This window comes from Streptomyces sp. NPDC000348 (assembly GCF_042898795.1).
Lineage (GTDB): Bacteria > Actinomycetota > Actinomycetes > Streptomycetales > Streptomycetaceae > Streptomyces.
The window spans coordinates 43,946-58,028 of record NZ_JBIAZD010000007.1 but is presented as its reverse complement, the minus strand read 5'-3'; the positions used below and the strand labels follow the sequence as shown (position 1 = coordinate 58,028).

Here is a 14,083-nt window from a genome sequence, read left to right as displayed (position 1 = left end):
GTCGGGAACCGCTGTTCCCGGTCCGGGAGGGCGCGGGGCGGTCAGGCCGCGCGGTCGAGCAGATGTCTCACCAGGGCGATCAGCGCCTTGGCGGACGACTGCTGGTCACGGGCGTCGCAGTAGACGACCGGGGTGTCCGGAAGCAGGTCGAGCGCCTCGCGCACCTCGGCCTCGCCGTAGGTGGTGGCGGGGTCGAAGCAGTTGACGGCGATGGCGTACTCCAGGCCGTACCGCTCGATGAGGTCGATGACCGGGAAGGTCTCCTCCAGACGTCCCGGGTCGACCAGGAGCAGTGCCCCGAGCGCGCCGCGGGCCATGTCCTCCCACAGCTGCATGAAGCGCTGCTGTCCCGGGGTGCCGAAGAGGTACAGCACCAGGTCGTCGCTCAGGGTGAGGCGGCCGAAGTCCAGGGCGACCGTGGTGGTGGTCTTGTCCGCCACACCCCGCAGGTCGTCGACGTGGACGGACGCCTGGGTCATCTTCTCCTCGGTGCGCAGCGGAGTGATCTCCGACAGCGAGCCGATGAAGGTCGTCTTGCCCACGGCGAAGTGCCCGACGACGAGGATCTTGGCGGCGTTGGTCACCGCGCTGGAGACGTAGATGGACTTCTGGGCCGTCTCAGCCGATGAGGGATTGGAGTCCATTCAGAACCTTCTCGAGGGTCGCTCTGTCAACGTTCTGGGCCCGGGGTGGCTCGGCCCGGCGCAGTAGGTGCCCCTGCTCCGCTAAATCGGTGAGCAGCAGTCGGGCCACCCCGACGGGCAGGCCGAGGTGGCCCGCCACCTCGGCGACCGACAGGTAGCCACCCGCGCACAGCTCCCAGATCGCCCTGACCTCGGGGCCGGCCCCGAGCGGAAGCGTCCGCTCGGGAGCCAGGGTGACCAAGGTGTGCAGCGCCAGTTCGTCCGAGGACGGCAGGCTCCGGCCGCCCGTGATGACGTAGGAGCGGACGAAGTCACTGGTGACGGGTGTTTCCTCGCCGGGCGTCGTCATGCGCCGACACCGTTGTCCGAGCGTGGGGCCACGCTCATCGCCTTGCTCAGCGCCGCCACCGTCTTCTGCATGCGGAACGACATGGCCTCCATGTCGACGTCCAGCGCCGCCGAGACGGCGAGGTAGGCGCCCTGCCCGGCCGCGATCAGGAAGATCCAGCCGCCGTCGTACTCCAGCAGCGTCTGCTTCCAGATGCCGTGCCCCGCCCCGACGAAACCGGCGACCGCCCGGCTCAGGGACTGCATGGAGCTCATCGCGGCGGCGTTCGTCTCGGCGTCGTCGCGTGAGATCTCGTCCGAACGCTGCAGCAGCAGGCCGTCACCCGAGACGAGGACCGCGTGGCGGGCACCACGCACCTCGAGCACGTCGTTCAGCACCCACGACAGGTCGGTGTTCACTGGTGGTCAGGTCCTTCCGTGGTGTTCGTGGTCCGTCCGAGCTGGGTGCCGCGCGCGAACGCCCCCAGGCGTGACGCGGTCACCTCACCGGCCGGCTCGGACGTCTGCTCGTCGATACCGGCCGTGTCCTTCGGGGCCGGGACCACCGCGATGGGTCCCTGGCGCCGGCGGCGCTTGGGCAGCCCGCCGGTCGTCGTGCCCACCACGTGCGAGGGGCCGACCGGGACCGGCGCCAGCCGCTGCGGGGCACTCTCCTTGCCCTGGTCCGCGGTCTCCCGGACGGGTTCGGCGGGAGTGACGGCCTCGGCCGCCAGAAGGCTTTCCGGCACTCGGATCACTGCGCGCACTCCGCCGTAGGGGGACACCGAACCGACGGAGACGGCGAAGCCGTACCGGGCGGCGAGCATGCCGCACACCGCGAACCCGAACCGGGGCGGGTCACCGAGACCGGTGATGTCGACGGGGCCGTCGGCGGACAGCAGCGCCGCCGCCCGGTCCTTGGTCTCCTGGTCCATGCCCAGACCGGCGTCGTCGACGATGAAGCACACACCCGTCGGCACGGCCTGGATGTTGACCTCGACGGGCGTGCCCGGAGCGCTGTACGTGGTCGCGTTGTCCAGCAACTCGGCGAGCACCATCGCCACCGGCTCGACGGCCTTGCTGGTGACGGCGACACTGGCCTGCGCGTGGATGCTCACCCGGTTGAAGTCCTTGATGCGGCCCTGTGCGCTGCGGGCCACGTCGTAGACGGTCGCCACGCCCTCGCGCCGGCCCAGCCACCCGCCGCACAGCACCGAGATGCCCTTGGCCCGGCGGCTGAACTGGCTGCCGGTGTGGTCCACCGACATCAGGTCCGCCAGCACCTCGGTGTCGTTGCCGTACTTCTGCAGCAGCCCGTCCAGCAGCAGCTGCTGCTCCTCGGCGAGCGACTGGAGCGTGCCCATCGCCGACTTCAGCACCGCCTTGGTGGACGACTCCGCGTCCGCCCGGACGTCCGCGAGGTCACCGCTGTGCTGGGTGCCCAGGGAGGCGATGTGCTCCTGGAGCTGGTCGATCCGGCCCTGGGCGTGACCCAGTCCGGTCTCCAGGTCCTTCTTCGTTCTTCGGAGCGCCAGATTGGTTCTCCGTGCCCGTAGCACTGCGAACACCGCAGCGACGAGCACCACAAGCAGGATCCACAGCAGCGGATCCCCGATCAATGACGTCATGAGACTCTCTTCAAGTCGCATCGCGCCGGGAGTTCGGCAGATCCGCGCACCCGTGGGACGGGTCCGGGCCGTCGAACGGCGCGGGCCTACGGCGGACCAAGCCTCAACTCCTCAGCGATGGGGCCTTAGAGACTGTCCCCCGTACGCGTTCATGACGCGCCGCCAGCCTACTGAAAGTTCGATGATCTTATCAGCTCGGCCGCCCCGAACCGCCTGCCCCGAAAGCCACTTGACGACCCTCACGAGACCCACACACCCTTTCCCTCCCCGGCCCGTTCCGCCGGCCGGGCCGGGTGGTGGAGCGGGTCGGGGCCGGGGGCCGTACGGCCCCCGGCGCGGGCGCGGGCCGGGCGCTACGGCTTGCGGGCGACCGCTCCGTACATCGCGATGTCCCCGTCGCGGATGCCCTGTTCGCCGGTGCCGTCCGGGCGCCACTTGTGGACCTGGACGATGCCCGGCTCGACCAGGTCGAGGCCCTCGAAGAACTCGTGGGCCTCGTCGGCGGTGCGCAGCCGCATCGGCATGCCGCGGGCCGCGTACTCGCGGGCCACCCGCCCCACCTCCTCGGGGGCGAACTCCGCGGTGCCGATCGTCATGGCCAGGTGGCTGCCGGAGGGAAGCGGCTCCAGCAGGCGGCGGACGATGCCGACGGCGTCGTCCTCGTCGAGGACGAAGTGGACGATGGCGATGACCGTCAGGGCCACCGGCCGGTCCAGGTCGAGGGTCTCCCGCAGTTCGGGCGCGTCCAGGATGGTCGCCGGGTCACGGAAGTCCGCCTCGATGTACGACGTCCTTCCCTCGGGCGTGCTGGCCAGGAGCCCCTGGGAGAGGGTGAGGACGATCGGGTCGTTGTCGACGTAGACCACGCGTGACTCGGGCGCCACCGACTGGGCGATCTCGTGCAGGTTCGGGGAGGTGGGTATGCCGGTGCCGACGTCCAGGAACTGGCGCATGCCCGCTTCCTCGACGAGCCACCGGACCGCCCGGTTCATCCAGTCCCGGTTGGCGCGCATGTGGACCGGCAGGGCGGGCCACTCCCGGACCATGGCGTCACCGGCCTCCTGGTCCGCCGGGTAGTAGTCCTTTCCGCCGAGGATGTAGTCGTAGATCCGCGCGGAGTGCGCGTTCTCGGTGTCGATGCGGTCGGCCGGCCATCCGTTCTCGGGCACCTCGGGGTCTCCTTCGCAGGTCGTGGTTCTGGGGCGGGGTGAAGCGGGCGGCGCTGGTCAGAGGTCCTTGCGGATCCGGTCGAGAACGGCCTCGGTCCTCGCCTTGGGCGTCGCCTGGGCGCCGGCCCGGTCGAGGGCCTCGCGGTACACCACGACGTCGTCGCCCTTGTCGAGGTAGACGGCGCCCACCAGACCGCTGAGGTAGACGACGTCGGGCAGTTCACGCGCCCGGAAGCGGAAGAGCTGGAAGGACCCGGCGCGCATGGCCGGGTGCGGGCCGTTGGCGAACGGCATGATCTGCAGGGTCACCTGCGGCAGGCGGTTCAGTTCGACGAGGTGGTCGATCTGGGCCCGCATCACGTCCGGGCCCCCGACCGGCCAGCGGAGCACCGTCTCGTCCATCACCACCCACACCCGCGGTGGCGTCTCGCGCCTGAGCACTTCCTGCCGGCGCATCCGCAGGGCGATGCGGCGCTCGGTGGCCTCGGCCCGGGCGTGCGGGTTGCCGGCGCTCAGCAGGGCGCGGGCGTACGCCTCCGTCTGCAGCAGCCCGTGGACGAACTGGCTCTCGTAGGCGCGGATCTGCAGGGCGGCCTGTTCCAGGCTCAGGTAGGCGGCGAACCAGTCCGGCATGACATCGCGGTAGGTGTGCCACCAGCCCCGTTTGTTGGCCTCGCGGACCGACTTCAGGAAGGTGTCGATCTCCTGCTGGTCGGTCACGCCGTAGACGCGGAGCAGCTTCTCGGCGTCGGCGAGTCTGAGCCGGGCGACCTTGGCGGCCTCCATCCGGCGGATCGTGGAGTGGCTGACCCCGATGGCGGCGCCCGCCTCCTCGTAGGTCAGGCCGGCCCGGCCGCGCAACTCCTCGAGCTGTCTGCCGAGGATCATGCGCAGGACGGAGGGGGCACCGCCCCAGTCGGTCTCCGCGGTCACGCCGTGCCCCCTCACATCGGGTGTTCCGGGCTCACCGTCTCATGCGATCGTCCGGAACGGACACGTTCGATCACTCGTCGGCAGAAGCAGCATGCACGCAGCCAAATGCAATTTTCAACTTGCCGGTTGCGAGCTGCCGTTGACGAGTGCCAGAGTGTTCGCACCGTCCCCCGGCCCACTGAAGGGCCCTACCGGACCGGCCGGTTGACCACGGCCGGTGCAGGACGGACCCCCGGTGCGCAGGCAGACGAAAGGCCCACGGAGATGGCTCGGCTCCCCTTAACCAGGCCGCTGCACCACGCCGGGAACGAGCCCTCGTCCCCCAGACCGCCCGGAGGCGAGCCAGCGGCTCCACTCCCCCAGCCGGACGGCCCCGGCCGTCTCGCCTCCGGGCTCCGTGGGGTCGGACTCCGTGCGGAGACACGCGCGTTCGACCTGCCGGCGACGCCCGCCTCGGTCCGTACCGCCCGTAACGGGGTGCGGGACCTGCTCACCACGCGGGGCGTCGCCGACGAGGTGTGCGACAACGCCGTCCTCGTGGCCTCGGAGCTCCTCACCAACGCGCTCACCCACGCGGCGGGCGAACGGATCGTCTGCCGGCTGCGCGTACGGGCCGACCGGATCCGCATCGAGGTCGAGGACCAGGCCCGCGGCCTGGAACTGCCCGTGCTCCGCAGGCCCGGCCCCGACGACCAGAACGGACGCGGGCTGCTCCTGGTCGACGCGCTGAGCTGCGACTGGGCGGTCACCCGCACCCCGGGCCGGGACGGACGCGTCGTCTGGGCCGAACTGACCACAAGGCCGCGGGCCGCCCCGGCCACGCCCCCGGGCGCCCGGGGTTCCGCCGCGGGGCGGTGACCGCGCCGGGCGGCGGTCTCCCCGCAGCCCTCCACCCGGCCCGAGCGGTCCGCCCCGGCCTGCCGCCCCGCACGGGCGGCGGCCCACCGCGGTACGCCCCGGCGCGCGGTCGTCCCCTCACCCGGACGGCCGCGGCAGCCCCGCACGGCCGGTGAAACCGGGCGGCCCGAGGCCCTCGTCCGCCGGCATCGGCACCCCGCGCGCCTCGACGCGGTGGCCCCGTACACGCACCGCCGGGTGAAGCTCGTCGAGCACGTCCGCACGCCCCGCGGCCGGGGCCGGACAGGAGGGGCGCTACACGTGGGATGAGTGCGGCGGCCCGAGCACCGGCGCGGCCGGGCACTTGACGCCCGTACGGCAGAACTGCCCGTACGCGGTGCCGAGCAGACCCGCCGGCACCTCGTCGTCCCGGTCCGCACCTCCGACGGCCTCGGCGAACACGCTTTCCGGCACGGACGGAGCGCCGGGCGGGCTCATGAGCGCCGGCCTGACGGGTTCCACGATCGCCTCCCCGATTCTGTGAAGCCTCTGGCGTTCACGGCACACATGTGCCCCCCTGATGAAACAAGGAAGCGCTACATGTCTCATCGTACCAACCCTGACGACACCCCCGAAGAACTCGAGGAGGAGTTCGCAGCGATGGACGGACTCAGCAGGCGCAAGATGGTGTTCGCGAGCGGGGCCCTGGGGGCTTTCGGACGGTCGGCCGCCCCGTCCGCGACGGTGTCGCCGGCCCCCGCGTCACCAAGGCGGTCATCGCGGTGGACGTCGGCCTCGCCGTCAACCCGCGCGGTCTGGAGGCGCAGATGACGGGCTGCCTCATGGACGGCATCGCCCTGGCCCTGACCTCCAGCCTGCACCTGCGCGACGGCCACTTCCTCGAGGCCAGCTGGGACAACTACTTCTACACCCGGCAGTGGAACACACCACCCGAGCTGAAGATCATCGTCATGCCGCCCACCACCGGCGAACCCGGCGGCGCCGGGGAACTCGGCGTCGCCGCCTCGATGGCCGCCGTCGCCTGCGCGTACGGCCGCGCCACCGGCACCATGCCCACGGTCTTCCCCGTCAACCACGGCACCCTCTCCTTCGATCCCAAACCCACCGTCCCGCCCGTCCCGGCGTCCCCCACCGACGGCCTGGACCACGTCCGCTGAAGTCCGCCGAACCAACAGGGAGTTCCCGTGCCCGAGCACACGTTCCGCCTCAACGGCGAACAGGTCACCGTCGACGCCCCGGACGACGAACGGCTGCTGTGGGTCCTTCGCGACATCCTCGGCGTCACCGGGCCGAAGTACGGCTGCGGCATCAACGTCTGCAAAGCCTGCACGAGCCACCTCAACGGCCACGCGGCCAACCCCTGCGCCATCCCCGTGAAGGACCTGCGGCCGTCGGACGAGGTCACCACCATCGAGGGACTCCCGGCCACCGTGGGCGCGGACCTGCACCCGATGCAGGAGGCGTGGCTCGACCACGACGTGGCCCAGTGCGGCTACTGCCAGCCCGGCCAGATCATGGCCGCCGTCGCCCTGGTCCGCCGCGTCGGGGAGGAAGGCCGCCCGATCACCGAGGCCGACCTGGACGGCATCCGCAACATCTGCCGCTGCGGCACCTATCCCCGTATCCGCGAAGCGATCAGGGCCGGCGCCGGGAACATGTGACCGGACGGCGGCGCCCTGCGGTCCTGGGACACCGCGCACGCGTTCCGGTCCGACGTCACCCGTACCCGGCGGCCGACGCGTACGGGCGACGTCCGCGTGCCTCCGAACGGACGACTTCACCCCGCGCCCGGGGCGGGCGGCCCTGGGCGTGGTAGGCGTCCCCTTGCGGGGGCCCTCCATTCAGCGGGAGCAAGGGTGCGGCGCATTCTCGTCATCGACGGCCATCCGGACGCCGGCAGCTACTGCGCCGCCCTGGCGCACGCCTACGTGGAGGGCGCCAGGGCGGGCGGGCACGAGGTGCGGCTGCTGCGTGTCAGGGACATGCGCTTCGATCCGGTCCTGCACGGCGGTTTCACCCACCCGCAGGCGCTGGAACCCGATCTCGTCGAGGCGCGGGACGCCGTCCGCTGGTGCGAGCACTTCGTGATCGTGACCCCCTGCTGGTGGTGGCACGTCCCGGCGCTGCTGAAGGGATTCATCGACCGGGTCTTCCTGCCGGGGGTCGGGGTGGACTACCTGAAGCGGCCGCCGTACATCCGCAAGCTCCTGAAGGGACGCTCCGCACGGGTGGTCTACACGCAGAACTCCCCGCAGGCCGTGGCGTTCCTGGCGCGCGAGGACCTGTTCTGGCGGAACATGCGCCGGGCCTTCCTGCGTCACTGCGGATTCCGCCCGGTCCGGCGCACCCTCCTGGCCCCCATGCAGTCGGCGAGCCGGAAACGGCGGGAGCGGTGGCTGAGGAAGGTCCACGGCCTGGGGCTCGCGGGTCGCTAGGGAACGTCGTCGGAGCAGCGTCCTGCGCCGGACGGGATCCCGAGCTCACGGCCCGGGGAACGGGGCGGCCGGGTGGTGGGCGATGCCGGTCGCAGCGGCCCGCCGCCTCCCGGTCGTGAGCGGCCGGCCGGTCCGGGCCGCGGCCCCGGTCCCCGCGGTCCGGCCCCCGCCGGCAGGATTTCGGCGCCGGTGCCCGCCCGGGCCGGTCCCCCGGCTGCGGTCCCGTGCTCCCTCCCGCACGATGGACGCATGGCGTTCATCCGACCCGCTCGCCCCTTCGACGCCTTCCGGGCGCTGGCGGACCGGCACGGGCGGCCGGGGGACGAGCTGATCGAGTCGTTGGCCGGGGCCCGGGCCGGGACACGGGACGGCCCCGAGAGCTGGGCGCCGGCTGTCGCCGTCCGGGCCGGCCTGCCCGCCGCCGCGGCCCTGGGACCCGCCAGTTACTACGCGGACCTCTCCGCCCCGCACGGCGACCGTCATGTGCGGGTGTGCGCCGCGACGGCGTGCTTCGCCGCAGGGGGCGGAGGGCACCTCGCGGAGGTGGAGCGTGAGCTGGGTGTCGCCGCGGACACCGCCGCACCGCGCGGTGACGTGTCGGTGCAGACCGTCCGCTGTCTGGGCTACTGCTACGCGGGGCCCGCGGCGCTCGACGGCGACACACCGTGCACCGGGGCGACCCTGCCGGCCCAGCTCGCGGGGCGGGAGCCACCGCGGGCGCCGAGGATCCCGGCGGCCGACGACACCGGTGACCCGGTCCTGCTGGGCGGTGTGCTCTCCGGTGAGCCGGCGTGGCGGGTGTGGCCGAGGACGGTGTCGTCCGGCACCCCGGAAGAGGTCCACCGGGAGGTGGCGGCGTCCGGGCTCCGGGGGCGTGGCGGTGCCGGATTCCGCGTGGCGGCGAAATGGGAGGCGGCGGGCCGCGCGCCCGGGACCGTGGTGGTCGCCAACGGCGACGAGGGCGATCCCGGTTCGTACGCCGACAGGCTGCTGCTGGAGGCCGACCCGGGACGCGTCCTGGAGGGTCTGGCCCTGGCCTGCTTCGCGTGCGGGGCCCGCCGGGGCCTCGTGCTGGTGCGCTCCGAATACCCGGCCGCTCTGGCACGGACCCGGGAAGCGGTGCGCCGGGCGTACGCGGACGGGCATCTCGGACCGTCGGTGCACGGGACGGCCACCTCCCTGGACATCGACGTCGTCGAGGGCGCCGGCTCCTACGTCGCCGGTGAGGAGACCGCGCTCATCGCGGGGCTGGAGGGCGGCCGCGGCTGCGCCCGGCCCCGCCCGCCCTACCCGACCGAACACGGCCTGTGGGACGCGCCGACCGTGGTCAACAACGTCGAGACCCTGGCGGCCGTCCCCTGGATCGTCCGGTGCGGCGGCCGGGCGTACGCCCGGCGCGGTACGTCCGGCGAGACGGGGACCAAGCTGGTCTGCCTCTCGGAGCGGTTCGCCCGGCCGGGCTGCTACGAGGTCGAACTCGGCACGCCGGTGCGGCGGATCGTCACCGAGCTGGGCGGCGGTCTGAAGGACGGCGCCGGCCTGACGGCGCTCCAGGTCGGCGGGCCGCTGGGCGGCTTCCTCGCCGCCGGCGCGCTGGACGTGCCGCTGTCGGAGGCAGGGCTGTCGGCCCGGGGCGCCGCCCTCGGGCACGCCGGGCTCGTCGCCTTCGACGAACGCGTGACGCCGGAGGACGTGCTGCGTCACGTATGGGAGTTCGCCGCGGCCGAGAGCTGCGGCGCGTGCTCGCCCTGCCGCGTCGGCTCGCGCCGCGGTCTGGAGTGGGCGTCCGCCGGCGCCCCACCGGATCAGGAGTGGGAGCGGCTGTCGCGGGTCCTCTCCGAGGGGAGCCTGTGTGCCTTCGGGCGGCGGATCCCGCCCGCCGTGCGCAGTCTTGTCCGCGCCTACGGGGGCCGGCCGGCGGGATGGGGGCCATGAACGGGTTCATGATCGAGGCCGATGGCGTCGACGTCGCGGTCCCCGAGGAATCGTCCCTGCTCACGGCGGTGCGGGCGGCCGGGATCGAGTTGCCCGCGCTCTGCTCCGACGACCGGCTCGCTCCCGCCGGGTCGTGCCGTACGTGTCTCGTGAGGGCCGAGGGGCGCATCGTGGCGGCCTGTGTCACTCCGGCCTCCCCCGGCATGCGCGTGGACACCGGGAGCGACGACGTCGTGCGGCTGCGCCGGGACGCGGTGGAGGTCATCGTCTCCGCGCTGCCGCCCCGGGCCCTCGCCGACGGCGCTCCCGGCGAACTGGCCCGTGTCTGCCGGTCGACGGGCATCGGCCCCGAAGCGGCCCGGGGTGCCGGAGGCCGGGGCGCGGACGACTCCCACCCGTACGTCCACCTGGACCGTGACCTGTGCATCGCCTGCGGCCGGTGCGTACGGATGTGCTCCGAGGTGCAGGGCACCTTCGCGCTCACCCTGGTCGGCCGGGGCGGTGACACGGTCGTGGCCCCGGGCACCGGCGGACCCTGGGCCGAGTCGGACTGCGTGGCCTGCGGCGGCTGCGTGGACACCTGCCCCACGGGGGCGATCAGCCAGCCCGGACCGGCGCGGGGACTCACCTCGGCGTTCCACCCGGCCGAGGCCCTCACGCGCACCACGTGCGGCTACTGCGGCGTGGGCTGCGCCCTCGACGTGGTCACGCGGGACGGTGAGGTCACCGCGGTGCTGCCCGCCCGGGACGGCCCGGTCAATCGCGGCCACGCGTGCGTGAAGGGCCGCTTCTCCCACGGGTTCCGCACCTCCCCGGAGCGGCTCACCCGGCCGCTGCTGCGCCGCGACGGCGTGCTGGAGCCGGTCGGCTGGGACGAGGCGCTGGCCCATGTCGCGCGGGGCCTGCGGGCCGCCGTCGAGGCCGGCGGCCCGGACGCCGTGGCGGCGATCTCCTCGGCCCGCGCCACCAACGAGGAGAACTACCTCGTACAGAAGTTCATGCGGGTCGTCGTCGGAACCAACAACGTCGACAACTGCTCCCGCCTCTGCCACTCCCCCTCCGCCGCCGGCCTCACCGCCGCCTTCGGGCTCTCCGGCGGCACCGACACCTTCGACGGCGTGGAGCGGGCCGACTGCCTGCTGGTGGTCGGGGCCAATCCCGTAGAGGCCCACCCGGTGGTCGGGGCACGCCTGCTGAGGCAGGTCCTCCACGGGGCCCGGCTGGTCGTCGCCGATCCACGCGCCGTGGGCCTCGCCCTGCACGCCGACGTGCACCTGCGGCCGCGTCCCGGCACCAACGTGGCGCTCTTCCACGGGCTCGCCCACGTCCTGCTCGCCGAGGGGCTGACCGACGAGGAGTTCCTGCGCGAGCGTGCCACCGGACTGCCGGAGCTCACCGGGCTGCTGGCCGACTACCCGCCCGACCGGGTCGCGGACCTCACCGGGGTGCCGGCCGCGGACCTGGTCGCCGCCGCCCGTCTCTACGGCGGAGCCGAGCGGCCGGCCGTCGTCTACGGCCTGGGCGTGACCGAACACCTCCACGGCACCGACGGGGTGCGGTCCCTGGCCAACCTGGCGATCCTGCGCGGCGCCGTGGGCACCGACCGCGGCTACGGGGTCACCCCGCTGCGCGGTCAGAACAACGTCCAGGGCGCCTCCGACATGGGCGCCCTGCCGGACCTCCTGCCCGGGTACGGCAGGGTCACCGACGCCGCCGTCCGCTCGCGGGCCGAGGACGTCTGGAGCGTACCGGTCCCCCCGCGGCCGGGGCTGCGGATCCCGGACATGTTCGCCGCCGCACGGGCCGGGGACCTGCGGGCGCTGTGGGTCATCGGTGAGGACGTCCGCGCCACCGATCCCGACGCCGACCAGGTGGCCCGGGCCCTGGACGCCTGTCCGCTCGTGGTCTGCAACGAGCTGTTCCTGTCCGAGACCGCCCGGCACGCCGATGTCGTCCTGCCGGTCGCGTCCTGGCTGGAGAAGGACGGCACCTTCGTCAACTTCGACCGCCGGTTCCAGCGCGTCCGCCCCGCCGTACCCCCGCCGGGAGGGGCCCGCACCGACTTCGACATCGTTCGGGCCGTCGCCGAGGCCATGGGGGCCGGCCTGGGCTGCCCGACTCCCGCCGACGCCCTCGCCGAATGCGGCCGGCTCGCGCCCGTCTTCGCCGGGCTCTCCCACGAGCGCCTGGACCGGGAGGGCTCCGTGCCGTGGCCCTGCCGCGCCCCCCACCGCCCCGGGGAGGCCAAGCTGTACACGGAGCGCTTCGCCACACCGGACGGGCGGGCCCACCTGGCGGCCGCCCCCTACCTCCCGCCCGGCGAACGTCCCGACGACGACTATCCGCTGGTCCTGGTCACCGGGCGGCGCTGGGCGCACTACAACTCCGGAAGCATGACGCGGCGCGGCGGCAACCTGGCGCTCGATCCGGTCGACTTCCTGGACCTCCACCCCGACGACGCCGGCCGGTACGGCCTGCGGGACGGCCGGGGCGTCACCGTGGAGAGCCGGCACGGCCGGGCCCGGCTCGTCGTCCGCGTCAGTGAGCAGACGGCCCCCGGGCAGGTCTTCTGCTCCTTCCACTTCCCCGCGAGCGGGGTGAACCGCCTCACCTCGGACGTCGCGGACACCGTCACGTCCTGTCCCGAGTACAAGGTCACGGCGGTCCGCGTGACCGCGTCGTGAGGGAGACGGACGGGGACGGCCCGGCCCTCGCCGCCTTGGACGGGCCCGAGGGGCACCCGCACCGCAGAATATCCCTTATGCACACATACTTACCGGCCTGGAGAAGCAGAGTGCCCCGAGGCCGCGCGTGCGGCCGCACCGCGTACGGGAGGGCGAGGGGCTCCACGGCCCCGGGCCTGGGCCTAACCCGATTCCGTGTGCCGCCGGTGTCCGAAGGGGTGGAGAGCCGGTGAGCCGGCCCTCGCAGCCGACGCGCATGCTGGCGCTGGCCACGGCCGGGTTCACGGCCGGCTTCTGGGCGTGGGCCCTGCTGGGACCGCTCGGCCCGACGCTCCGTGACGACCTGGGCCTCAGCTCGTTCGAGCAGTCACTGGTGGTGGCCGTGCCGGTGATCGTCGGCTCGCTCGGCCGGATCCCGGTCGGAGCGCTGACCGACCGCGTCGGCGCCCGCCGGATGTTCCCCCTCGTCACCGCCCTGACCGTGCTGCCCGTGCTGTACCTGGGGCATCTGGCGGACTCCCTGGCCGAGTTCCTCGTCGGCGGCTTCTTCCTCGGGCTGGGCGGCACCACGTTCGCCGTCGGCGTCCCGTTCGTCAACGCCTGGTACCCGCCCGAACGGCGCGGCCTGGCCCTCGGCGTCTTCGGCATCGGCACGGGCGGCACCGCCGTCTCGGCGTTCACCACCGTGCAACTGGCCGACGCCGTCGACCGGAGCTTTCCCTTCACCCTCGTCGCCGTCGTCCTGGCCGGCTACGCCGTCACCGCGCACTTCCTCCTGCGCGACCGGCCGGAACGCGCCGTCCCGGCCGGTTCACTGCTCGCGCGCACCACCGCCGCCCTGCGGATGCCCGTCGCCTGGCACCTGGCCCTCCTCTACGCCGTGGCCTTCGGAGGGTTCGTCGCCTTCAGCGTCTACCTGCCCACCTATCTCACCACCGCCTACGGTCTCGGCCGCTCCGACGCCTCCCTGCGCACCGCCGGCTTCGTCGTCCTCGCGGTCGCCGCGCGCCCGGTGGGCGGCTGGCTCTCCGACCGGCTGCACCCGGTCCCCGTGCTCGTCTGGGCGTACGCGGCCATCGCCGCGCTCGCCCTCCTCGCCTCCCTGGAACCCGCCCTGGTCCCGGTCGGCACCCTGGCCTTCCTCGGCCTGGCCGCGGCCCTGGGAACCGGATCGGGCGCCGTGTTCGCCCTCGTCGCCCGCCTCGTCCCCGCCGACCGGGTGGGATCGGTCACCGGCGTCGTCGGCGCCGCCGGCGGACTGGGCGGCTTCTTCCCGCCCCTGGTCATGGGCGCGGTGTACAGCGTCGCCGACGACTACACCTGGGGATACCTGCTCCTGGCCCTCACCGCCGCCGCCACCTGTGCCTTCACCGCGACCGCGGTCCGGCGCCGCGCCATGCGCCCGGACGGACGCGGACGAGGCGCCTGACACCCTGCGCCGGCGCCCGGGAGGCCGCCGGAGAACCGGCC

The 14,083-nt window shown here is 73.5% G+C and carries 13 protein-coding genes and 1 pseudogene; 7 read left to right on the top strand and 7 right to left on the bottom strand.

The features are described 5' to 3' along the window. Nucleotides 1–41: 41 nt before the first annotated feature. The 6 genes from ACFY3N_RS15870 to ACFY3N_RS15845 form a co-directional block, all read right to left on the bottom strand. Nucleotides 42–644 (bottom strand): ATP/GTP-binding protein, encoded by a 603-nt coding sequence (locus tag ACFY3N_RS15870; RefSeq protein ID WP_390817258.1) that lies wholly within the window; start codon nt 642–644, stop codon nt 42–44. Continuing rightward, nucleotides 619–993 carry a DUF742 domain-containing protein gene (locus ACFY3N_RS15865; protein WP_390817257.1) on the bottom strand — a complete coding sequence of 125 codons (375 nt, stop codon included), beginning with the start codon at nt 991–993 and terminating at the stop codon, nt 619–621. Before ACFY3N_RS15865 ends, ACFY3N_RS15870 begins: the two co-directional genes overlap by 26 nt. Continuing rightward, the gene (locus ACFY3N_RS15860; RefSeq protein WP_030827102.1) at nt 990–1,391 is read right to left on the bottom strand and encodes a roadblock/LC7 domain-containing protein; all 402 of its coding nucleotides are present in this window, start codon (nt 1,389–1,391) and stop codon (nt 990–992) included. The genes ACFY3N_RS15865 and ACFY3N_RS15860 overlap by 4 nt, the downstream gene beginning before the upstream one ends. After that, the gene (locus tag ACFY3N_RS15855; protein WP_390817255.1) at nt 1,388–2,599 is read right to left on the bottom strand and encodes an ATP-binding protein; all 1,212 of its coding nucleotides are present in this window, start codon (nt 2,597–2,599) and stop codon (nt 1,388–1,390) included. Before ACFY3N_RS15855 ends, ACFY3N_RS15860 begins: the two co-directional genes overlap by 4 nt. 353 nt (nt 2,600–2,952) lie before the next feature. Next, nucleotides 2,953–3,768, bottom strand: coding sequence for an SAM-dependent methyltransferase (locus ACFY3N_RS15850; RefSeq protein ID WP_390817254.1), 816 nt, complete (start codon nt 3,766–3,768; stop codon nt 2,953–2,955). A gap of 57 nt (nt 3,769–3,825) precedes the next feature. Next, nucleotides 3,826–4,701 carry a helix-turn-helix domain-containing protein gene (locus tag ACFY3N_RS15845; protein ID WP_390817253.1) on the bottom strand — a complete coding sequence of 292 codons (876 nt, stop codon included), beginning with the start codon at nt 4,699–4,701 and terminating at the stop codon, nt 3,826–3,828. Between the two features lie 477 nt (nt 4,702–5,178). Here ACFY3N_RS15845 and ACFY3N_RS15840 point away from each other — a divergent pair, with 477 nt between their 5' ends. Beyond that, the gene (locus tag ACFY3N_RS15840; RefSeq protein ID WP_390817252.1) at nt 5,179–5,559 is read left to right on the top strand and encodes an ATP-binding protein; all 381 of its coding nucleotides are present in this window, start codon (nt 5,179–5,181) and stop codon (nt 5,557–5,559) included. Nucleotides 5,560–5,853: 294 nt separating this feature from the next. On the opposite strand, the gene ACFY3N_RS15835 is transcribed toward ACFY3N_RS15840, so the two are convergent. Next, nucleotides 5,854–6,060: a hypothetical protein gene (locus tag ACFY3N_RS15835; RefSeq protein ID WP_390817251.1), complete on the bottom strand. Its 207-nt coding sequence runs from the start codon at nt 6,058–6,060 to the stop codon at nt 5,854–5,856. A 197-nt stretch (nt 6,061–6,257) separates the two neighbouring features. Between ACFY3N_RS15835 and ACFY3N_RS15830 the strand changes: the two are divergent. From ACFY3N_RS15830 to ACFY3N_RS15805, 6 genes and pseudogenes are all read left to right on the top strand, one after another. Next, nucleotides 6,258–6,716, top strand: a pseudogene (locus tag ACFY3N_RS15830) (molybdopterin cofactor-binding domain-containing protein); the annotation flags it as partial. 27 nt (nt 6,717–6,743) lie between these two features. Continuing rightward, the gene (locus tag ACFY3N_RS15825; RefSeq protein WP_390817250.1) at nt 6,744–7,220 is read left to right on the top strand and encodes a (2Fe-2S)-binding protein; all 477 of its coding nucleotides are present in this window, start codon (nt 6,744–6,746) and stop codon (nt 7,218–7,220) included. Nucleotides 7,221–7,415: 195 nt separating this feature from the next. Then, the gene (locus ACFY3N_RS15820; protein WP_390817249.1) at nt 7,416–7,994 is read left to right on the top strand and encodes an NAD(P)H-dependent oxidoreductase; all 579 of its coding nucleotides are present in this window, start codon (nt 7,416–7,418) and stop codon (nt 7,992–7,994) included. A gap of 249 nt (nt 7,995–8,243) precedes the next feature. Then, nucleotides 8,244–9,929, top strand: coding sequence for an NAD(P)H-dependent oxidoreductase subunit E (locus tag ACFY3N_RS15815; RefSeq protein WP_390817248.1), 1,686 nt, complete (start codon nt 8,244–8,246; stop codon nt 9,927–9,929). 8 nt (nt 9,930–9,937) lie between these two features. Continuing rightward, nucleotides 9,938–12,613: a formate dehydrogenase subunit alpha gene (gene fdhF, locus ACFY3N_RS15810; RefSeq protein ID WP_390817247.1), complete on the top strand. Its 2,676-nt coding sequence runs from the start codon at nt 9,938–9,940 to the stop codon at nt 12,611–12,613. 256 nt (nt 12,614–12,869) lie between these two features. Next, nucleotides 12,870–14,042, top strand: a complete 1,173-nt coding sequence (locus ACFY3N_RS15805) for a nitrate/nitrite transporter (RefSeq protein ID WP_390817512.1) — start codon at nt 12,870–12,872, stop codon at nt 14,040–14,042. Nucleotides 14,043–14,083: the final 41 nt, after the last annotated feature.

Excerpts from the sequence above, each read along its gene's own strand:
- ACFY3N_RS15855 (WP_390817255.1), bottom strand. The coding sequence starts at position 2,599 with ATGACGTCATTGATCGGGGATCCGCTGCTGTGGATCCTGCTTGTGGTG.
- ACFY3N_RS15865 (WP_390817257.1), bottom strand. The coding sequence starts at position 993 with ATGACGACGCCCGGCGAGGAAACACCCGTCACCAGTGACTTCGTCCGC.
- ACFY3N_RS15870 (WP_390817258.1), bottom strand. The coding sequence starts at position 644 with ATGGACTCCAATCCCTCATCGGCTGAGACGGCCCAGAAGTCCATCTAC.
- ACFY3N_RS15805 (WP_390817512.1), top strand. The coding sequence starts at position 12,870 with ATGCTGGCGCTGGCCACGGCCGGGTTCACGGCCGGCTTCTGGGCGTGG.
- fdhF (WP_390817247.1), top strand. The coding sequence starts at position 9,938 with ATGATCGAGGCCGATGGCGTCGACGTCGCGGTCCCCGAGGAATCGTCC.
- ACFY3N_RS15815 (WP_390817248.1), top strand. The coding sequence starts at position 8,244 with ATGGCGTTCATCCGACCCGCTCGCCCCTTCGACGCCTTCCGGGCGCTG.